The organism is Caballeronia sp. S22, from assembly GCF_964261745.1.
GTDB classification, from domain to species: domain Bacteria; phylum Pseudomonadota; class Gammaproteobacteria; order Burkholderiales; family Burkholderiaceae; genus Caballeronia; species Caballeronia jiangsuensis.
Window position 1 is genome coordinate 968,972 of the sequence record NZ_OZ180038.1, and the last position, 20,935, is coordinate 989,906.

Genomic DNA, 20,935 nt, shown 5'->3' on the forward strand with positions numbered 1-20,935 from the left:
AATCACCATCGATGGCATTGCTCCGGGAACGTGCTTTCTCCGCCAGAGCGCGCGCTGCGTCGCCGATTGATAAGAATCGGATTCGATGTCTCTGGTCGATATCGGAACGCGTCAGCCCAAATCAGACATGCTTGCCTCAATTTTCTGAATTTCCCGCCGTAAGCGAGTCATGTTAGATCGTGTTCGGCCGGGAGAAAGCTTAACGAGCGCATGCGTGTCGACCTCATCACTCTTTACCTGTTAGCAATCGGAATGCTCCTCGCCAGCAGCGCCTTGACGCTCTGGGAACGCCGGTCGTACCCACGTCGTAGACGCGAACTTGGCGTGCTCGCAGCAGGTTACGCTACGCGCGTTCGGCTGTGCCGTCGCCGCGATTCGGCATAACGTTCCGGGCCTTCCGGGTGTCGTGGGCTCCGCGCTGGCGAATCTCATCATCGTCGGCGGGTATCTGCTGAACCTGCAAGGCGTCGCGCTCCTGAACGGACGCCGCTACGGCCGGATCTCCCTCAGCATTGTGTCGATGCTCGCGCTCGCCTGGGCCATCGCGGGCGAGCGCGGCGAAGCGGTGATGTGGGCGTATCTCAGCGCCATTCCCATCTCCGTGGTGTGCGGTTTGACCGCGCGCGAACTCCTCGGCACACGGGATTCGAAATGGAGGCAGTCGCGCAACATCGCCGTGGCCGTCACGGGCGGTCACGCGCTCTTCTACGCGTTCAGGGCGACCATTCTGCCGTGGCTGGCGGCATCGTTCGGACCGCACTTGCTGGCGATCGTCGGCCAGGTGACGATGTACGAAGGGGTGCTCTATTCGGTCATCCTGCCGATGACGCTGCTGCGCCTCGCGCGCGACGAAGCTCACGCCGATCTGCGACGCGAAACGCAGACCGATTACCTCACTGGTTTGGGCAACCGCCGATGGTTCTTCGAAGAAGGCGCACGCGCCATCCGCGAAAGCAACGCCTTTCCGCCGGCGTCCTGTCTCGCACTCGACCTCGACCACTTCAAGGCGATCAATGACCGCTTCGGCCACGAAGCCGGCGATGAAGTGCTGAAGTCGTTCGCTAGGATTCTCAGCAGCGTGCTCGGACGCGATGTGATCCTGGCGCGCATCGGTGGTGAAGAGTTTGCCGCGCTGTTGCCGGGGCACGAAAGCGCACGCGCGAAAGACCTGGCCGAAGCCGTTGTGCGCCGATTCGCACAGACGGTCACGCGCACGGCGGGCGGTGTGGAGACCGCGGCGACGGTGAGTATCGGCATGGCGCGCTTCGGGACTGAAGAAGACACGCTGGCAAAGGTTCTCGCGGCCACGGATCGCGCGCTCTATAGCGCAAAATCGCGCGGCGGCAACCGGCTCGAGATCGCGCGAGGCGCAACGACCCGCGTCAATCCCGACGATGCTCCGGACCGCCGCCTGACGGTCTCTGAGCTTGCTTCCGGCGGTCGGACGATGAACTCCGCCGGATGTTTTGCTTTGAGCGCCTGCGCCGCCGACGTTCAAACGCGACCGCGCCGACCGGAATCTCGTCGCTGACGAACGATCCGTCCGAGTGCCGCCGGGATGTCGCCGTTCAAAGCCTCGGTGCATGGATGCATCGGTCTGAACGGATCGTGGCACGGCATCGAAATTCATCGCGCTTCGCCGCGCTGCCGTGAAAACTCATTCAATCGTTTTCGCGACAACTTCCTGCAGCAGTTCTCGCACCGCAAGCGCGGCCGGCGACAGCGAATGGTCGCGACGACGCAAGACGCCGAGCGTGCGCATGAGCGTCGGCCCGCAAAGAGGCCGGCTGACCAGCGTCGGATGATCGGGAACGGGCAGCGCGGTATGCGGCAAGATCGTGATGCCGATCGACGCCTCGGCCATCGCATGCACGGTCGAGAGTTGCGACATCTGCAGGATCCGCGCAAAGCGCACGTCGCTCTTCAACGTTTGATTATTGATCTGCGCATAAGCACCGGCGGTAGGCGTAAATCCGATCAGTATTTCCCCCGACAGATCGCTCCACGTCACGCGCCGCTTGCTCGCGAAACGGTGTTCCTTCGTGCAGACGAGCGAATACTTTTCCTTGAGGAGCGTTTCGAATACGAGCTCCTCCGAAAGCGAAGTGGATTGCGCCGTGATGCCGAAATCCGCTTCGCCGAAACGCACGACATTCGCGACGTTGGTCGCGACATCGTCGCGGATGTCGAGTTCGATCTGCGGAAAGCGCTCGGCGACTCTCTTCCATACCTCCGACATCAACGTGCCGGCGGCCGATGCGACGCTGCTGACCACCACGCGCCCGCGCTTCGATTGCGCGATCGTGCCGACTTCGCGCACGATCATATCGAGATCGGTGATCGACCTGCGCAACGCATCGAGAAACGGTCCACCGACGCTCGTCACTCGCACCATGCGCGAAGTTCGATCGAATAGCGATACGCCCAGCGTCGCTTCCAGTTCCGCGACCGACGACGACAATGCCGGCTGCGACAGATGCATTTCTTCCGCGGCGCGGCGAAAGCTGCCGTGATGAGCGACCGCCAATGCGACGCGCAACTGTCTCAGCGTAACGTGCATCTCGTCTCCCCGATTGTGTTCATTTCGATCGATAAGCGCAGTTTATCGTTGCATAAGAATAATAAGCTTATCGAGCCATCCAAGGCAGACTAGTATTTATCCCCAGCGGAAGCTTGCGAGGCGGGAAAGCACACGCGCTGCCTGAGCGGCGCTTCGATCGAACGCAGCACGGCATAACAGGATGGCAAGCGATGACGCTTCTTGATGGCCTACGCATTCTTACGCTCGAGCATTTCGGTGCCGGACCCTACGGTTCGATGTTCCTCGCCGATCTGGGCGCCGAAGTGATCAAGATCGAAAGCGGGGTGCAGGGCGGCGACGCGTCGCGGCACGTCGGGCCGCACATGCTGGGCAAGGGAGACAGCCAGTATTTCCAGACCTTCAACACGAACAAGCGCAGCGTCTCGCTCGACATCAAGACCGACGAGGGACGCGAGTCGTTTCTCGGGCTGGTGAAGAGCGCGGATGCGGTGATCAACAATCTGCGCGGCGATCAGCCGGCGAAACTGGCGATCGATTATGCGCATCTGAAAAGCGCGAATCCGGCCATCGTCTGCCTGCATATTTCGGCGTACGGTCGCGACAATCCGCGCCGTAGCTGGCCGGGCTACGACTTCCTGATGCAGGCCGAAGCCGGCCTGATGAGCCTGACCGGCGAGCCGGGCGGTCCGCCGTCACGCAACGGCGTGTCGATGATCGACTTCATGACCGGCATGACGGGCGTCACGGGACTGCTGAGCGGTGTGCTGCATGCACGGAAAACCGGCATCGGCTGCGATATCGATGCGAGCCTTTTCGATGTTGCGCTGCATCAGCTGACCTATCCGGGAACGTGGCACCTGAACGAGGGCGACGTCCCCACTCGCCTGTCGCGCGGCTCGCATCTTTCGGTCGCGCCCGTGCAGACGTTCCCGACCAGCGATGGCTGGATTTTCGTGGCCTGCATGATGGAGAAGTTCTGGCAGGTGCTGCTGAAGCTGAGCGGCAACGAAGCGATCGGCGCCGATCCGCGTTTTGCGACGCCAGCCGCGCGCCACGCTCATCGCGATGCCTTGACCGACGCGCTCGATCCGATCTTCGCCAGCCGCTCGACTGCGGACTGGCTCGCGTTGTTGTCGGGACATCTGCCCGTGGCGCCTGTCTATGACGTCACTCAGGCGCTCGCCAATCCGTTCGTCGAAGAGGTCGGCATGATCAATCGGGTGCCGCATCCGTCGAAGCAGGATTTTCGGATTCTGTCGAACCCGCTCAAGGTGAACGGCCAGCGCCTCGCGCAGCAGGTCTGTGCGCCGCTGGGGCATGACGACGCTGATCTGCTCGGTCCGGTCTTGTCGCACGATGCGGCGCGGTAGGAGGCACGCATGAAACTCGAGGGTCTGCGCGTCATCGATCTTTCGATGTTCCTCCCCGGCCCGTATCTCACGCTGGCAATGGCCGACCACGGCGCCGAGGTCGTGAAGATCGAGCCGCCGGGCATCGGCGATCCGGGCCGCGAGATCGGCCCGGTGGAAGGAAGCTCGACCGTATTTTTCCGCAATCTCAATCGAGGCAAGCGCAGCGTCACGCTGGATCTGAAAACGGCAGCGGGGCGCGAAGCACTGTTGAAGTTGTGCGAGACCGCGGACGTTTTTGTCGAAGGTTTCCGGCCGGGCGTAATGGCACGGCTCGGCATCGATTACGCAGCCGTGAGCGCGCGCAATCCTCGCATCGTCTATTGCTCGATCAGCGCATTCGGCCAGGACGGACCGTACGTGCAGCGGCCGGCCCACGATCTCGCCGTGGAAGCACTCAGCGGCGCGCTCTCGATCAATCTGGGCAACGACGGCCAGCCGGCGATTCCCGGCTTGCCGGTCGCGGACATCGTCAGTTCGCTTCAGGCCTTGTCGGGCGTGCTGATGGCGCTGTACCGGCGCGAGACCACCGGCCGCGGCGACTACCTGGATATCTCGATGCACGAATGCATCCTGGCCGCGAGCCCCAACGTGGCCGGCAGCGTGTTCGCCGAGAAACGCGACTACGTCGCGAAGGATCAGCGCAGTCTCGGCGGTTCGGCGTTCTATCAGATCTACCAGACGAAGGACGACCGGCACCTGGTGCTGGGCGGTCAGGAGATCAAGTTCGTGCGCAATCTGCTCGGGCGTCTCGAGCGCATGGATTTCGTGCCGTTGTGCGAGGCGGGCCCGGGACCGCATCAGAAACCGTTGATCGACTTTCTGCGCGAGACCTTTCGCAGCAAAACGCTCGCGCAATGGGAGCAATGGTTCGACGGCATGGATGTGTGCTTCGCGCCGGTGAAAACCTTGCGCGAAGGCTACGACGACGATCACGCGCAGGCGCGCGCAATGGTTCTGACCGACGAACACGGACGCGAGCAGCTCGCGCCCGCGATCCGTTTCAGCAATGAGCCGGCCCGGCCGAATCTTCGGGAACCCGCCCTCGGCGGCGACACCGAAGCGGTGCTCGAATCGGGCTGGCTCGCCGACAGGAAGAAACCACGATGAGCGACTTATTCGATCTGGCAGGCTATGGCGAGAACCCGGTCGGCTTCGGCAGCACGCCGGCGGTGCTGGTGGTCGACTTTCAGCGTGCGTTCACCGATCCGGCCATGCCGGCGGGCAAGTCCCCGCACATTCACGCGGCCGTCGAACGAACCGTTCCGCTTCTGGCGGCGGCGCGCAAGGCCGGTGTGCTGGTGGCGTCGTGTTACACGGCGTGGAGCAACGAGCGCGGCATGATCCCGTGGAAAACGACCGCGGTCCGCACGGGCATGTTTCACGGCGATCCGGCCACCGAGATGGACCCGCGCGTCTATGACCGCAGCTACGACGTCAATCTCGTCAAGGCTGGTCCGTCGATTTTCTTCGGCACGCCGCTCAGCAGCATCCTGCAGCGCAACGGCGTCGATACGGTCGTGATCACCGGCTGCACGACTTCGGGCTGCGTGCGCGCGTCGATCATCGATGCGTTCTCGCACGGCTTTCGCACCATCGTCGCCGCCGACTGCTGCGGCGACATGGAGGCGGGACCGCATGAAGCCAACCTGCTCGACGTAGGACGCCGGTACGCCGACATCGTCGATTCCCAGACCTGTATCGCGCGCTTCGAGCAGATCGCGCGTGCGGCCGCTTAACGATCCCGGACGAGGACTCCTATGCCAGTAGCAAAAATCAACGATCACAGCATGTACTACGAGGTGCAAGGCGAGGGCGAGCCGATCATCCTCGCGGGCGGCTGGGGCACGTTCTGCCACGGCGGCGAGAAGCAGCTGCCGTGGGGCCTCACCGAGCGCTACAAGGTCATCATCTTCGATCATCGCGGCATCGGCGAAAGCGGCGACGACCATGCGGTTCCGCCTACCACCGCGCTCTATGCGCAGGACGTGATCGGCCTCGCGGCGCACCTCGGCGTCGAACGCGCGCATCTGGTCGGGCTGATCGGCATGGGCGCCTGCATCATGCAGGAAGTCGCGGTGGCGAAGCCGTCGCTCGCGCGCTCGATGGTCAATACCGGCTGCTGGCTGTACTGCGATCGCTATCTCGCCGATCAACTGAAGATGCTGTTGTGGACGCATCGGGATTTCGGCTTCCTGCCGTTCCAGAAGATCGTTTCGCTGCTGTCGTTCGAGCCCGAGTACTACGCGAAGAACGTCGATCGTCTGCTGGGCGAGGACGGCGTGTGGGGCGAGCTGAATGGCCGGATCGACACGCATCGACGGCTGATCGAAGCCTGTCTCGATCACGATATGCGCGGGCGCGCCGATCAGATTCGCGTGCCGACGCTCGTGCAGCACGCGGGGCTCGATCCGGTCACCGGACCGCGCACCACCAAACCGATCGAACACGCGATCCCCGGCGCCGTGGGTCTCGACATGCCGGAGGCGAGCCACGTGATCGCGGGAAGCAAACGGAAGAAGGAGTTCGCCGAAGCATTACTGGACTTTCTCGGCCGTCATTAACGTCCCCGACGAAGATCGGAGCGACACCTGGAGGAGCACAAGGAAATGGCAACTATCGTCAATTCTGGAGCCCGGCTCGATCGGCTCCCTATCTCGCGGTTTCACTGGCGAATGCTCATGTTGATCGCCGCGGGCGGGTTCGTCGATGCGTTCGACGTCTATCTGCCTTCCAGTGTCGTCGCGGCCGCCGTCAAGGACGGCTTCACGGACCTCGCGCACGGCGCGATGTTCATATCCGCCGGCTTCTTCGGCATGTTGATCGGTGCGGCCAGCTCGGGCTGGATCGGTGACCGTTACGGGCGCCGGGCGTCGTATCAGATCAATCTCGCGATCTTCGGTATCGCATCGTTCGCTGCGTGTTTCGTGCCGAACATGTGGTGGCTGATCGTTTGCCGCTTCGTCATGGGACTCGGTCTTGGCGCGGAGCTGGTGGTCGCCGCCGGCACGCTGTGCGAGTTCATTCCGCCGAAATACCGCGGCCGCTGGGGCGCGCTGCTCGGCATGCTGATCAACATCGGCCTGCCGGCCGCGAATGCCGCGGGCTATTTCATCATCCCGCACAGTTCGTGGCGCGCCATGTTCCTGCTGGTCGCGGTGGGCGGCGTGCTGGTGTGGATCATGCGGCGGCACATGCCCGAGTCGCCTCGCTGGCTCGAATCGCGCGGACGCACGGAAGAAGCCGAGGCGACGCTCGCGGCGATCGAAGCCGAGGTGATCGCGCAGCACGGCAGCTTGCCGCCCGTTGGCGTGGTGCAGGATCTCACGACCACCTACGTGCCGCTGCGCGCGCTGTTCTCGCGAGCGCTGCTCGGACGCACCGTGGTCGCCTCGCTGGTGCAGGTGGCGGTGAACGTCTCGGTGTACGGAATGATCGCGTGGATTCCGACGTTCCTCGTCAAGCAGGGCATGTCGGTGGTTTCGTCGCTCGGCTACACGACTTTGATGACGGCGGGCGGACCGACCGGCGCGCTGCTCGCTTTCTTCATCTCGGACCGCATTCCGCGCAAGGTCTCGATGATCGGCTCGGCAGTGGCGATCATCGTTTTCGGCACTATTTATCCGACGCTCACCAATCCGACGCTGCTGACTTTTATCGGCTTCTGCCTCGTCAGTTCGATCTACTACCTGGTGGCGGTCGGCTTCTACTCCTATGCCCCCGAACTGTTTCCCACTGCGTTGCGGCTGCGTGGCGGCGGTTTCGCCAACGTGTGCGGCCGCTTCGCTTCGATCCTGATGCCGTACGTCATCGTGATGCTGTTCGAGCATTTCGGCGTGAAGGGCATCGTCGCGATGGTCGTATCGGTGGCGGTCTTGCTGATCATCGGTGTGGCGCTGTTGCGCGTCGAAATGCGCGACGTGTCGCTGGATGCATCGGATCGGGCGATCAACGATGCGAGCGACCTGATCCCCACGTCGCCCGCGCAATTCCAGCGCTGAAGACGATGGTCCGACGATGCGCGGAGCAGGCCGTTCGACTCGAACTCGAACAACGTGGGAGCGTGGCATGACAACGACGCAACTGAATTCACCGCGCGGCGCGCTCGGTGATATTCGCGTGGTGGAGATGGGACAACTGCTGGCCGGCCCGTTCTGCGGCCAGTTGATGGCGGATTTCGGGGCCGAGGTCGTGAAGATCGAGGCGCCCGGCGTCGGCGATCCGATGCGCGACTGGGGGCAAGAAAAGCTCAAGGGCGGATCGCTGTGGTGGCCGATCATCGCGCGCGGCAAGAAATCGGTGGAGATCGACGCGCGGCAGCCCGAAGGACAGGCGATCATTCGCAGCCTGATCGAACAGGCCGACATTTTCATCGAGAATTTCCGGCCCGGCACGATGGAACGTTGGGGTCTGGGCTACGACGAACTGTCGAAGATCAACCCGCGCCTCATCATGATTCGCGTGTCGGGCTACGGACAGACCGGGCCGTATTCGCAGCGGGCGGGCTATGGCTCGATCGGCGAGGCGATGGGCGGCTTGCGCTACGTGGTCGGCGATCCGTCCACGCCGCCGTCGCGCATGGGCATCTCGATCGGCGATACGCTGGCCGCCACCTTCGCCTGTATCGGAGGCTTGATGGCGCTTCACGCGCGCGAGCGTACCGGCCGCGGGCAGATGGTCGACAGCGCGATCTACGAAGCCGTGCTGGCAGTGATGGAGTCGCTGGTGACCGAATACGACAAGAGCGGCTACGTGCGGGAGCGAACGGGCGCGATCCTGCCGAACGTCGCGCCATCGAACGTGTATCCGACCAGGGACGGCACCTTCGTGCTGATCGCGGCCAATCAGGACGGCGTGTTCAGGCGGCTGGTCGCCGCGATGGGACAGCCCGAACTGTCCACCGACCCGGCCTACGCGACGCACACCGCGCGCGGATCGAATCAGGCCGCGCTCGACCAGATCATTGCCGACTGGACCGCCACCTTCGATCGCGAAGCACTCGGCCGCGTGCTCGATGAAGCGGGCGTGCCGCGCGGCGACATTTTCCGCGCGGCTGAGATGCTGGAGGATACGCATTTCAAGGCGCGCGAGGCGATCATCGAAATCGTCCATCCACGCTTTGGCACGTTGAAAATGCAGAACGTGGCGCCGCGCCTTTCGGATACGCCCGGGAGCATCCGAAGCGTTGGTCCCGAACTCGGTGAGCACAACCACGAAATGCTGGTCGAGCGACTCAGACTCGATGTAGATACCGTGCGCGAGTTGCAAGAGAAGCGGGTGATCGGCCGGGTCATGATCGAACAGGCGAAGGTGAGTTGAACGTCGGCTGTGGATTGGGCGCTTCTGGCGCGGATTGCATTGACTCGCGCTGAACGGATGACACTTTTCATCTATCGTTACGCGGGTACGATACTGGATGAGGCTGGTGATCGAACACGCCGGGAGAGGTTGATCGCTTCGTTCGAATGCAGGGTGTTGCGGGTGTCGCGATGCGGCCACGATGCGTCATTCGCAGAGACCGTCGCGCAGACGTTCGGACGTTCGGTCCACCCGGCAAGCGGACATTTAATTCGCGAGGACTAGCGGGTGGGGATTAAGGCTTCCGGGCATCCTGTCTCAGTCCCGCACTCGACGACGTGTGCCTGGAGAGCGGCACCCCGGTCAATACAATATTGGCGTACTGGACGTTGCGAAGACACCGCGTCGGATCGTCCGGCGCGACGTTGAACCATTGGAGGCGCGCGGTGGCTTAGACCGAGCCGGGAGTAGCCGGGAGGAGTGACCCCGCAACGTGCGGAAACGCACCTATGTAGAGGAGAGTCGTCACGAGAAGCACTCCTTTTTACTTCAAAGGGCCGGTCGCATTCTTCAGTTGGCCCTAGTAAGGAGAAGGCGCGACTGTATCCAATGGACGAACAGGCGGTGATCGACTCAGAGCCGCATCTCGAGCGGTTTCTGCGCGAAATTTTGGCTAAATCGGACGCGGAGAAGATCTATTTGGTTGCTCACAGCATGGGGAATCGTGTGTTGACCCGCGCTCTCGTGAACATCGCGATTTCCAATCCAGAGGGCGCTGGACGTATAAAGCGAATTATTCTCGCTGCGCCCGATATATCAACCCGCGAATTTACGCAGCAAATCGCACCGGCTGTATTCAAGCTCCGAGCGCCCATCACGCTTTATGCGTCCTCGAACGACGAAGCTCTAAGGCATCCCAGGAATGGAATGGTGGTGGTGCTCGCGCGGGTCAATCCGGTAAGGACCTAGTGGTACTGAGAGGTATTGAGACGATAGATGCCTCAAATATCACTACTGATTTCATGGGGCATTCCTACTATGCCGAGGAACGAAGCATTATCACGGACATGCATTACACCGTAAACTATGGAATGGACTCGTCGAGGAGATGTTGCTTGCGACCAATGCCTAATGCCTCGTCGCCAGAATATTGGCTTTTCAAAAGATGATTAAGGACCTGGGAACTCACTCCGACTATGGGACGGCGCCGGTGTTTAGTAGCGTGTCGCGACGTGGACCAGTTCGCTAAAGTGGGCACGTCTTGAGGAAGGGAGTGCTATGGCTAGATGTATGACCCTCACCCGACGACGGCCTTTCGGGCAACATGACTCGTATCGGCGACACGCCAAATTCAGGCGCAAAGGTAGACGCGATTCATCCTTGCGCGCAGCGCCTGTGGAAGTGAGTAACTATAGGAATGAACGATGGCGACGAAGACAATGGACAGCCACGGCGTCGATGCGTTCAGAGGGTATGTGGACATCGAAGACCTCAACCGCAATCTTCAAGCTCGATCGGATCTTTTGCTAACTTAATGCTCGAAAAGCGGCGAAATCGGGGAAGGTTTTGTCCGCACAACACGACTGCACGAATGGCTGGCATACCGTGAAAGCTGCCACCGTCGTCTGAAACGATCCGGCGGACCGCTCTGGGCCGTCATGAGGCATTGAAGAGCATCGTTGAAAAGCAACAGCTCGGGGATTTCAAAGCAACAGCCGCCTGACACAGCCTTGCTGACGAGCCTTTGAACGGCAACACACGGTAAGGTGCCTACTTCAACTTGAGTTCCTGCATTTCAGGTGCGGATGGTCGAGGTTGGTCGGCCCGAGGTCCGCATCACCCCGCCGAACGACTCCGTCAACGTGAGCTGCGGGAGTTTGGCGGCGTTTGGGCGCCGCTGAGCACGTTCGTCGCTGCCGCGCTCTCAGAAAGAACCTGGTTTGGTCGCCCGTGTCCGAAGGCTTGGTCAGAACCAGGGCTGCTTGACCGAAATAGTTCAGGACCAGGGCGGGGAAGACGAGCAGGAGCGCCACGACACCGGACGGTGATCGCTTTCATGCACTTTGATCCGATTCGCGCGCTGTACTGGAGCGCGGTTATCAATGGCGTCACTGCCGTGCCAATCATGTTGATCCTGACGCTCATGGCGTGCAGTAGGCGCGTAATGGGCGAGTTCGCCGTGAAAGGAATTCTGTCCTGGGGCGGATGGCTCGCTACGCTCGCCATGGCGATAGCGGCGGTCGGGGCCTGTGTGCCGGGCTAGGCTCAATGCCACCTTTAAAAGGCGACGTTCGCAGCGGCCAGGTTGGTCGCGAACCCATTCGGCCCTGCGACCTGCTTGAAGCGGGCAGATGACTTTCCTAGTTACGCAGTCGTTCCTTCTGCGGCCGGTCGCGCAGGAGCAGTGGCATCAAACGCCGGTTGGCTGTTTGCGCCGCCCACTCGCAATATGCGGCGCTGCCGAGCACCCAGCCCTTCAGGGTCGATTGCATCAGGTTATCGACCTCGCGTTCGTCAGGAGGTTGTGCGCCCAAAGCCCGGTATGCCCGGTAGCGCTCGAGCGGCGTATTGCCGAGCGCGCCGTAAAGTGGATGGTCCTTGATAAAGCTATCGACACGCAGCCCGATATGGTGCGTATAGCTCGACCACCGGTAGCTTCCCGGGTCGGCTACAAGTCGGCTACGCACCGGCGCATGATCGATAGCTTGGCTCGCGAGCAGGAAGTACCGCTCGGGCTCAATCACTGCTGCGCCGTACCCGCCGCCCCATACCGCACCGCGGCGCCCATGGCGGCGGTTGAAGGTCTCGACATACCGACGGCTGACGGCCTGCATCGTAATGGCCACGCTCGACTGATATGAAGGGGTGACGAGGAACTGTACCGCCTCAGGCATCAGCACCCACGCGTGCACGGCCAGATCGGCGACGCGCGCTGCGTCTGCCAGGCAGGAGAGGAAGTACAGATAGTCTCCTTCGTCCAGGAAGGCGGGGCCGGTGAACCCCTGCAAGATAACGTGCTGTGGTTGTGCTGGGACGTAGTGGCGTGCGAGCCGTGTCATGCTGGATGAACCGGAAATCCGATATGGAAAAGCGATCTGACAGATATCAGATGCGTGACGGTGCGTAACGTGGATACAGGACGAAATTCTATCGATCACCTGCATATGTTGGCGTCGCGAAAAGACCTTTTTTCTGGCCTCTTTTCGCTGATTTGGCCGGCGCAGCCAGTGTTGCAGAACAGGATGCGCGGAGGATGGGCCGAAGCCTTCGGCCTAAACGCAGTGGACGTCCAGGACATGGGTTACCGCCAGTTCTCGACAGGGGGGGCGACGGATCAGTGCCCGGAAGGCTCAGCCTCGATCCGCGCCGCCATCCGCCGTGACCGAAGGGCCCGCGCATTCCATCTCTGCACCACAGGCCGCGAAGGCGCTCAGAAAGCGGTCGACGACTTGCCGATCCCGCATGAACGACAGAAATTCTCTCAGGCTTCCGAGCCAGTCCGGATCGATCCGGCGCAGTCGCGCCAGCGCTTCCTTCGCTTCGTCCATCCGTCCCAGTTCGGCGGCAGCGACGACCGTGGAACGCAAACAAGGCGGAAAATCGGGCAGATGCGCGGCGGCGCGTCGCAATTCGGCCGAGGCCTCTTCGCGACGGCCCGTTAGCAGCAGGATGGTACCGAGCGCGGAGCGCGGTCCTGCCGCGCTGAAGGGGTCGAGCACGATCGCTGGCTGCAATGCCAGGAGCCCTTCGACGGCCTCGCCGCTGACCAGCAGCGCTACCGCGGCCATCGTACGTGTGCCGATGGCTGACAGGGTACTGAGCCGCACCGCCAGCCGGGCATTCTCGACCGCCGTATCCCATTGCTTCGAACGGGCCAGTGCATAGGCGAATGCAGCCAAACAAAAGCCGGACCGTGGCTTCAACTCGACCGCCTGGCGCGCGGAATCCAGCGCCCTTCGGCGTTCGGAGGCTCGGTCCTGCCCCTGCGCGACGTGCAGGCGATTCATTAGGATCATGGCGACGAAGGCATGCGCGATCGCGATCCCGGAATCCATCGCAATAGCCCGCAGGAAGTGCCGTTCCGCCTCGTGTTTCTCTTCCTCGCCGCCACGGCCGTAGAGCGCGGCGCCCAGCCGGACGAAGTCATAGGATCTGAGCGCGTGTGCCGGTTTCTGCCGGGCGCGGCGCAATCCTTCTCCCATAACCAGCGTTTCCAGCCGGGCGGCGAGGGCGGCCAGTGCCGTCTCTCGTTGGTCCGGCGGGGGCAAGGTCAACTGATCGGCCCACAAGACGCGGTCGTTATCCGCCTCCTCCAGCAGCAGGGAAAGCTGCGCTTCCTCCCCGCTGCGCCGCACCGCGCCCGACAGGCGAAAGCTCTCGGGTGGCAAGGGCTGCGTCATCCGTGTCTGGACCAGAATCGTCTCGGACCGGCTGAAGGTCATCAGCAACTCCGCGCCGAGGGCACGGGCGAAGCGCTGGGCCTCGACATCGTCCGATGCCGGCTCGAGCGCCTCGAATAACAGCAGATCGCCATCCGGCGGCACTGCGCCTGAAATCGGCAAAAGGGTCGTGGATGCCGAGGCGGGAACGTCGGCGGCGGCAGTCTCTCGCAGCACAGCCGTCGTCAGCAGGTAACCGCGCCGGGGTACGGTACGCAGCACGACGGTTGCGCGATCGCCCAGCGCACGCCGCAGATCGCCCACGCATTGCGTCAGACTGTCATCGGTCACGGCGAGGTTGGGCCAAAGGGTGTCGAGCAGTGCCTCACGCGGATGCAACACGCACGGGCGTTCGAGAAGATAGAGCAGCAGCGCGAACGCCTTCGGGCGCAGCATGATCTCGGCGCCGCGCGCATCGTGCAGCGTACCGCTCGCCGTGTTCAGGGCGAATTCGTCAAACCGGATAACTGCGCGATCATCGGCACCCATGGCTGAGTTGCTCCCGTTCGTCTCGGCAAATCATATCCGAACGCGACCAGGCCGCGATCTCGGCAAAAGTTCGGCTGATGTTCGGGACTTTCATCCCCCCGGAACCTAGCCTTGCTCCATTCGGGAAGGCCGCGCGCGGGCTATCCAGTCATGCTTGGCATCACGAAGTTCAGGGCGCAGTCGAGAGCCTTGCTTACGTGTGCGGCCACATGCCGGGCAAGCTCGGCCGGGATGACTTGAGCCGGCAATTTTCGTACGTAAATTGACGGCTACTCGATCGAAACGCCGCGCTGCACGGGCCTTGCCGTCGCCTACAATGACATCGCCCCCCCGCGTTAGGCGGTTGCCTGCAGGCGCCGGGTTGCGATGGCTGGATCAGCGCGCGTGAGCGCCCGTGGGGAGCTGGATGCCGTGATGGACCGCGCGGTGGTTACCGATGCGTATGGTCTCGAAGCTGTCCGTGAACCTGCATGACGCGGTGAAGACGTCCTACGAATCCTGACGCCGGCATGCCGGCTTTGCCTTGGAACTCACCATGACGCCCATGTCACGCCGTCAGGCGCTCCAGACCGTTGCCGCGTTCGGCGCGCTGGCGGCGCTCCCCAGCTGGGCCAGCGATGCCCGGGTTAGTCTGCCCATCCCGCCGGAACGCAGGCCGGACGCGCAGGGCGTCATCGCCTTCGACGCCCGCAGCGGCAGCCGCCGCTTCCTGTCGGGCCGGAACACGCCGACCTACGGCTATGACGGCGACTTCCTGGGCCCGGCGCTGCGCGTGCGGCGCGGCCAGGCGGTGACAATCGACTTCACCAACCGCCTGCCCGAGCCGACGACCGTGCATTGGCACGGGCTGGTCATCCCTGGCGATGTCGATGGCGGTCCGCACCGGCCCGTGGCACCCGGCGAGCGCTGGCGGCCGACGCTGCCGATCGACCAGCCCGCCGCCACGCTCTGGTTCCACCCGCATTTCTATCCGACCACCGCAGCGCAGGTGATCAAGGGCCTGGCCGGCCTGTTGATCGTCGACGACGAGGAGGCGGACCGGCTGGCGCTACCTTCGCGCTGGGGCATCGACGACATTCCGCTGATCATCCAGGATCGCCGCTTTCGCAGCGACGGCGCCTTCTTCGATGCGATGAACATCATCACGGCGATCAACGGCTATGTCGGCACGCGGCCGCTGGTCAACGGCGCAAACTATCCGGAGGCACGCACCGCGCGCGGCTGGGTGCGACTGCGCGTGCTGGACGGGTCCAATGCGCGCAGCTACCGGCTGAGCGCCTCGGACGGTCGCGCGCTCTTCGTCATAGGGTCGGACGGTGGACTGCTGGAGCGTCCGGTGAAAGTGAACGAGCTCGTCCTGCACGCGGGCGAGCGCTTCGAACTGATGGTGGATTGCCGCTCCGGCAAGCCGTTCGACCTGGTCGCGCAGCCCGAGAGTGAAGCCATCATGCGGCTGCCGCCCTTCGATGCGCCGCTGCGCCTGCTGACGATCCGGCCGACGGGAGCGGAAGGAAAGGGCAGGCTTCCCGACGTGCTGGCGAGCTTGCCGTCATTGCCGGCGGAGCCGCCCGCTGTCAGCCAGGCGCTGGTCATGAACATGTTCCGCGATGAGGCCGGCATGATGCCGCTGATGAAGGTCGGGCTGATGATGGGCATGACGATGCCGGGCCCCGTCGCACCTGAGGTGGTCGCCCGCGTTACCCGGCTCATCGAGGGCGATCCTGCCTTGCCGATGGCCGAGCAGCTTGCGCTCAACGGCGTCAACGGCAAGCCCTTCGCCCTGAAAGAGCCGGGCTTCACGGCCGGCCGCGGCGACCTGCTGCGCTGGCGGGTTTCCGAAGGCGACGACAAGATGCTGCATCCGGTGCACATCCATGGCTGCCAGTTCCGCATCCTCTCCGAGAACGGGCGACCGCCGCAGCCGCATCGGGCCGGGTGGAAGGACATCGCACCGATCACGAATGCGGGCGTGAGCGAGCTGCTGCTGAGCTTTCCTCACCCGGCCGCTGCCGACGCGCCCTACATGGCGCACTGCCACATCCTGGAACATGAGGACTCCGGCATGATGGCGCAGTTCACGGTGGCGTAGAGCGCGCGGGGCGGTCTGGCTATCATCCACGACGTCCACCCGGCGCTTCCCGATGTCCGACGGCTTCACGCTGCGATGGTGCGTGCTGGCGTCGTAGTCGGTGATTTTCGGGGCTTAAGAGCCGTCTGTGCCCAGATTGCCTCACCCGACGTTCGCTAGCATCGGCCGGCTCGACTCCACGCGCGCTTCGCATCAGTAGCGGCACGCTGCTGCCACCGTCAGCCTGCCTTCTTCCGCTATGTCGATTAACTATCGCCAGCGGCAAAACGCCATCTCCCGTCCATGCCTCGCAGGTATGGAGACCAGCCTATAAAGTCTTTCTCGCGACGGCCTGCACAGCCTATCTTTCGTGTCCATCGGCGGCGCAACCCTACGCGCCGCCACCGCAAAGACAGGCCGAAAGGAAGACGACATGAATGCCCTCGCAGGAAAGACCGCTGTCGTCACGGGCGCCTCGCGCGGCAGCGGCCGCGCCGCCGCTCTGGCGCTTGCGAGAGCCGGGGCGCAGGTCATCGTTCACGACGGTCGCGGCGCGGGCGAGGCCGAGACCGTCGTGCGCGAGATCCGCGGCATTGGCAGCAGGTCCGGTGCGATCGTCGCAGACCTGACGACGCGTGAGGGACCGTATCGGCTCGCGAGGCAGGTCCGCGCTATCGTGGGCGACCGACTCGACATCCTCGTCGCGAACGCGGGAATGTCGACGAGCGACGTCATCGGCGACATGTCCGCCGACGATTTCGATCATCAGATCGCGCTCAACGTCCGCGCGCCGTTTTTTCTCGTCCAGCAGTTGCTTCCCATCATGTGCATGCGAAGCAACGTCACGTTTCTTCTTCTGCCAGCGCGTCAAGCCGCGGGTGGACGTCACGCAGTCGACGCGGCGATCGGCGGCGCCATTCAGACATTGGTCGGGCATTTCGCCTTCGCTCTGGGCGGCCGCGGCATTCGCGTCAACGGAGTCGCGGAAAGCCTCGTAGAGGGGGATAAGCCAGCGTTGGCTGAACAGACACGCGAGGGCGGCGCCAATGACGTTGGCAGCGTCGTCACATTCCTCGCATCCGACGCGGCGCGCTGGGTCACTGGTGAAGTTGTGCGAGTCAATGACCGAACCACTGGCTGAAGAAAGCTATCGATATTCCATCACATCCAAAAGGAAAAGGATCATGAACCCGTCCGAAAATTGTCGATCCACCCAGTCACCGGAATGGTTTGCAGTCCTCTCGGTTGCCTTGAGCGCGACTGTATTCTGCACGACCGAGTTTCTTCCCGTAGGCCTCCTGCGCTACATCAGCCAAGGACTCGCCGTCAGCGAGGGCGCTGCCGGCATCATGGTCAGCGCGCCCGGACTGCTGGCCGCCATCGCCGCGCCTGCGGTGACGGTCGCGGTGCGGCGCGTCGATCGCCGGCGCGTGCTTCAGGGCCTGGGACTCATCCTGGTCGCATCGAACCTGATCGCCATGCTTGCGCCGAATTTTCCCGTTCTCGTTTTCGCGCGCGCGTTGTTCGGTATCGGGATCGGGGGATTCTGGGCCATCGGGGCGGGCCTGGGTGCGAGGCTGGTGGCCGAACGGCATATCGGGCGCGCGACCTCGCTGATATTCGCCGGCGTATCGCTCGGCATGCTGATCGGCGGTCCCGCTGGCGCACTGATCGGAGAGCTTGCCGGCTGGCGCGCGGCATTCGGGGCCGCGCTGGCGATGTCGCTCCTCGCGTTGCTTGTACAAATGGCGGTGCTGCCCGAGCTTCGCGTGATACAGCGCATCAGCGGGCGCGACTTGCTGGGCATTCTGGCAACGCGGCCGGGGCGAGTCGGGCTCGTGGCGATGATGCTCGCGCTCTGCGGCCAGTTCGCGACCTACACCTACGTGACGCCGTTCCTGGCGACGGTCTCGGGGTTCGACGGCAAGACGATCTCGTCGCTGCTGCTCGGCTACACGCTGATCGGCCTGTTCGGCAATTTCATCGGCGGCGCAGGGGCGCAACGCGATGTGCGTACGACCTTGCTCGCTACGATCCTGTTCATCGCGCTCCCGGTGGCGGTGCTCCCTGCGCTCGGCATCCATCGCATCTCGGCGATCGCGGCTCTCGCGGTGTGGGGCGTGTCTTACGGTGCGATGCCAGTCGCGTTGCAAATGTGGATGGCGCAAGCCACTCCCGACATGCGCGAGGGCGGCATGGCGCTGTTCGTCGCGGTCTTCCAGATCTCGATCGCGCTCGGCTCGTTCGCGGGCGGCGTGATCGTCGACCGTTACGGACTGTTCGACGCGATGTACTCGGGCGCCGCGCTGTGTGTGCTTGCGATGCTCGCCATCATGCTTTTCGGCCGGTCGGCGCGCACCGCCGCGGAAACAGCCGCTGCGAACTGACTGCCTGAACGAGCGACGATCGTCAAGCCGATCTATGGAGACTGACATGACCAACACATCTTCGGAGCGCAACAAGGCGCTGTTGCTGGAAGCCTTCGACACGCTCTTCAACAAGCGGGACTACGCAGCCGCAAACCGTTTCTGGTCCGAGCACTATATCCAGCACAGCGCGCACATCGCGCCCGGACGCGACGGCCTGTTCGATCTGATCCGCACGTTGCCCGATACCTTGCGCTACGAAAACCAGCTCGTGGTGGCGGAAGGCGACTATGTCATCGCGCATGGTCGCTTCTCCGGCAACGGGCGTGCGGCGGCGTGGATCGCGGCCGACATCGTACGCTTTGAAAACGGAAAGCTGGCCGAGCACTGGGACGTTTTGCAGGAGGAGGCAACCGAATCCCAAGCCGTCAGCGGACTTCCGATGTTCGGCGACCGGTTTCCAGACTGATCCCACGCGCGGCAGCACGTTGTTAGCCATGCCTGTCACGCATGGGGCGCTGCCTCAAAAGTCTTTTTCAAGCGTGCGCGATGCGCCTACATTGAGCATCAGCAGGCAACGCATCAGCGGATGCCCCATACGTTCCAGATATGAGTCACCTGACTTTTTCCCGAACTCAAAGGATGACAGCCATGACCCGCCATACCCATCACACAGCACCCACGCAGTACGTCGAAGCGAACGGCATCCGTTTCGCATACCGCCGGTTCGGGAATCCGCAAGGCGTGCCGCTCATCATGAACATTCACTTCACCGGCACGATGGATCACTGGGATCCGGCCGTCACCGACGGTCTCGCCCAAGGCCGCGAAGTGATCCTGTTCAACAACGCGGGCATCTCCAGCAGCTCGGGCAAGGTGCCGGAATCGATCGAGGAAATGGCGGCGAACGCGGCGGCTTTCATCGATGCACTGGAATTGAAACAGGTCGACGTGCTCGGCTTCTCGATGGGCGGTCTTATCGCGCAGCAACTCGCAATCACGAGACCTCCGCTGGTGCGCAGGCTGATTCTCGTGGGTACCGGCCCGCGCAGCGGTGAAGGCATGGCTTCGCTGACTCCGGAGGCACAGGAGATCTTCGGCGTGAGTTATGACGAGCCCGACCACCTCTGGCTACGCGTGCACTTCGCGCCGTCTGCCTCGAGCCAGACAGCGGGGCGCGCTTTCCTCGAACGGTTTCGTCTGCGCAAGGAAAACCGCGATCCCGAAGCGAACGACAAGGTCGCGCCGGCTCAGCTCGCCGCGCTCGCCAAGTGGGGCGCCGCGCGCGAAAACCCGTATGCCTATCTGGAGGCCATCACGCAGCCGACACTCGTCGTGAACGGCGACAACGACGTGATCATCTATTCGATCAACTCGTGGATCCTGCAGCAGCACATACCCGATGCCCAACTGATCATCTATCCCGATGCGAATCACGGCTCGCTGTATCAGTATCCCGAGCGCTTCGTCACGCACGTTGCGCAGTTTCTCTCGGAACGCCCGTACGCCTGAGCACAACCGCCGACGTCCTCGCCAATCATCCTCAGGAGTTTGATCATGACCAGTCTGACCGGAAAAACCGCGCTCGTCACGGGCGCTTCCCGCGGCATCGGCCGGGCCATCGCCCTGGCACTGGCCAAGGCCGGTGCGCGCGTACTCGTTCATTTCGGTAGCGCTGAAGACGCCGCGGATTCAGTCGTCGAAGCGATTCGCGCCGCGGGTGGCAATGCCGACAAGGTAGCGGCGGATTTGCGCGCCGCGGATGGCCCGCACGAGCTTGCAAAACGGGTGCGCGCGCTGGCCGGCGACCGGCTGGATGTTCTGATCGCGAACGCGGGCATCTCCAAGGCGGCGGCCATCGAAGAGACGACCGTCGAAGATTTCGACAACCTCTTCGCGGTCAACGTGCGCGCGCCGTACTTTCTCGTACAGCAATTGCTGCCGATGTTCGGCGAGGGCAGCAGCGTCGTGTTGCTGTCGTCGCTCGCGGCACGCAGCGCCGTGAACAATCTGTCCGCCTACGCAGCGACCAAGGGCGCGATCGATACGCTCGTGCGGCACTTCGCATCCGCGCTCGGCGAGCGCGGCATTCGTGTCAATGCGATTGCGCCGGGTGTCGTCGAGACGGACATGTCGAACTTCGCGAAAACCGATGCGGGCCGCAACTTCACGCTCGGCATGCAGGCGCTCAAGCGTGTGGCCCAGCCCGACGACATCGCCGGGGCCGCGGTTTTCCTGGCATCCGATTTAGCCCGCTGGGTCACAGGCGATACGCTGCGCGTCGACGGCGGCTCGAAACTCTGACATCTGCGTGATGCGGTCCT

Annotated in this window: 17 protein-coding genes and 2 pseudogenes; 15 read left to right on the forward strand and 4 right to left on the reverse strand. The window is 63.2% G+C overall.

What is annotated here, in order from left to right; translation table 11 throughout:
- Positions 1-210 precede the first annotated feature (210 nt).
- A pseudogene (locus ACEN42_RS31095) lies at positions 211-1,384 on the forward strand (diguanylate cyclase domain-containing protein); the annotation flags it as partial.
- Positions 1,385-1,657: 273 nt separating this feature from the next.
- Here the strand turns inward: ACEN42_RS31095 and ACEN42_RS31100 are convergent.
- A complete protein-coding gene (locus ACEN42_RS31100; protein WP_371883485.1) occupies positions 1,658-2,560 on the reverse strand; it encodes a LysR family transcriptional regulator in 903 nt (300 codons plus the stop codon).
- Positions 2,561-2,751: 191 nt separating this feature from the next.
- Between ACEN42_RS31100 and ACEN42_RS31105 the strand changes: the two genes are divergently transcribed.
- The 7 genes from ACEN42_RS31105 (at position 2,752) to ACEN42_RS31135 (ending at position 10,218) form a co-directional block, all read left to right on the forward strand.
- Positions 2,752-3,912: a CaiB/BaiF CoA transferase family protein gene (locus ACEN42_RS31105; RefSeq protein WP_371883486.1), complete on the forward strand. Its 1,161-nt coding sequence runs from the start codon at positions 2,752-2,754 to the stop codon at positions 3,910-3,912.
- Positions 3,913-3,921: 9 nt separating this feature from the next.
- On the forward strand, positions 3,922-5,061 hold the full coding sequence (locus ACEN42_RS31110) for a CaiB/BaiF CoA transferase family protein (protein ID WP_371883487.1): 1,140 nt from the start codon (positions 3,922-3,924) through the stop codon (positions 5,059-5,061).
- On the forward strand, positions 5,058-5,690 hold the full coding sequence (locus tag ACEN42_RS31115) for an isochorismatase family protein (protein ID WP_309882214.1): 633 nt from the start codon (positions 5,058-5,060) through the stop codon (positions 5,688-5,690). The genes ACEN42_RS31110 and ACEN42_RS31115 overlap by 4 nt, the downstream gene beginning before the upstream one ends.
- A gap of 21 nt (positions 5,691-5,711) precedes the next feature.
- A complete protein-coding gene (locus tag ACEN42_RS31120) occupies positions 5,712-6,515 on the forward strand; it encodes an alpha/beta fold hydrolase (protein WP_371883488.1) in 804 nt (267 codons plus the stop codon).
- A gap of 45 nt (positions 6,516-6,560) precedes the next feature.
- Positions 6,561-7,952, forward strand: coding sequence for an MFS transporter (locus ACEN42_RS31125; RefSeq protein ID WP_371883489.1), 1,392 nt, complete (start codon positions 6,561-6,563; stop codon positions 7,950-7,952).
- A 67-nt stretch (positions 7,953-8,019) separates the two neighbouring features.
- A complete protein-coding gene (locus tag ACEN42_RS31130; protein ID WP_371883490.1) occupies positions 8,020-9,270 on the forward strand; it encodes a CaiB/BaiF CoA transferase family protein in 1,251 nt (416 codons plus the stop codon).
- 588 nt (positions 9,271-9,858) lie between these two features.
- Positions 9,859-10,218 (forward strand): alpha/beta hydrolase, encoded by a 360-nt coding sequence (locus ACEN42_RS31135; RefSeq protein WP_371883491.1) that lies wholly within the window; start codon positions 9,859-9,861, stop codon positions 10,216-10,218.
- 806 nt (positions 10,219-11,024) lie between these two features.
- Here the strand turns inward: ACEN42_RS31135 and ACEN42_RS31140 are convergent.
- Positions 11,025-11,282, reverse strand: a complete 258-nt coding sequence (locus ACEN42_RS31140) for a hypothetical protein (protein ID WP_371883492.1) — start codon at positions 11,280-11,282, stop codon at positions 11,025-11,027.
- 14 nt (positions 11,283-11,296) lie between these two features.
- On the opposite strand from ACEN42_RS31140, the pseudogene ACEN42_RS31145 reads away from it, so the two are divergent.
- Positions 11,297-11,512: pseudogene (locus ACEN42_RS31145) on the forward strand (divalent metal cation transporter); the annotation flags it as partial.
- A gap of 97 nt (positions 11,513-11,609) precedes the next feature.
- Here ACEN42_RS31145 and ACEN42_RS31150 read toward each other — a convergent pair.
- A complete protein-coding gene (locus ACEN42_RS31150) occupies positions 11,610-12,308 on the reverse strand; it encodes a transposase (RefSeq protein WP_371883493.1) in 699 nt (232 codons plus the stop codon).
- A 291-nt stretch (positions 12,309-12,599) separates the two neighbouring features.
- Positions 12,600-14,177, reverse strand: coding sequence for a winged helix-turn-helix domain-containing protein (locus ACEN42_RS31155; protein ID WP_371883494.1), 1,578 nt, complete (start codon positions 14,175-14,177; stop codon positions 12,600-12,602).
- Between the two features lie 535 nt (positions 14,178-14,712).
- On the opposite strand from ACEN42_RS31155, the gene cueO reads away from it, so the two are divergent.
- From cueO to ACEN42_RS31185, 6 genes are all read left to right on the forward strand, one after another.
- A complete protein-coding gene (gene cueO, locus ACEN42_RS31160) occupies positions 14,713-16,266 on the forward strand; it encodes a multicopper oxidase CueO (RefSeq protein ID WP_371883495.1) in 1,554 nt (517 codons plus the stop codon).
- A 412-nt stretch (positions 16,267-16,678) separates the two neighbouring features.
- Positions 16,679-17,386: an SDR family NAD(P)-dependent oxidoreductase gene (locus ACEN42_RS31165; RefSeq protein WP_371883955.1), complete on the forward strand. Its 708-nt coding sequence runs from the start codon at positions 16,679-16,681 to the stop codon at positions 17,384-17,386.
- 43 nt (positions 17,387-17,429) lie between these two features.
- Positions 17,430-18,632, forward strand: coding sequence for an MFS transporter (locus ACEN42_RS31170; RefSeq protein ID WP_371883496.1), 1,203 nt, complete (start codon positions 17,430-17,432; stop codon positions 18,630-18,632).
- 46 nt (positions 18,633-18,678) lie between these two features.
- Positions 18,679-19,080 (forward strand): ester cyclase, encoded by a 402-nt coding sequence (locus ACEN42_RS31175; protein ID WP_371883497.1) that lies wholly within the window; start codon positions 18,679-18,681, stop codon positions 19,078-19,080.
- A 182-nt stretch (positions 19,081-19,262) separates the two neighbouring features.
- Complete coding sequence (locus ACEN42_RS31180; protein WP_371883498.1) at positions 19,263-20,123, forward strand: alpha/beta fold hydrolase; 861 nt, start codon at positions 19,263-19,265, stop codon at positions 20,121-20,123.
- Positions 20,124-20,168: 45 nt separating this feature from the next.
- On the forward strand, positions 20,169-20,915 hold the full coding sequence (locus ACEN42_RS31185; protein ID WP_371883499.1) for an SDR family NAD(P)-dependent oxidoreductase: 747 nt from the start codon (positions 20,169-20,171) through the stop codon (positions 20,913-20,915).
- Positions 20,916-20,935: the final 20 nt, after the last annotated feature.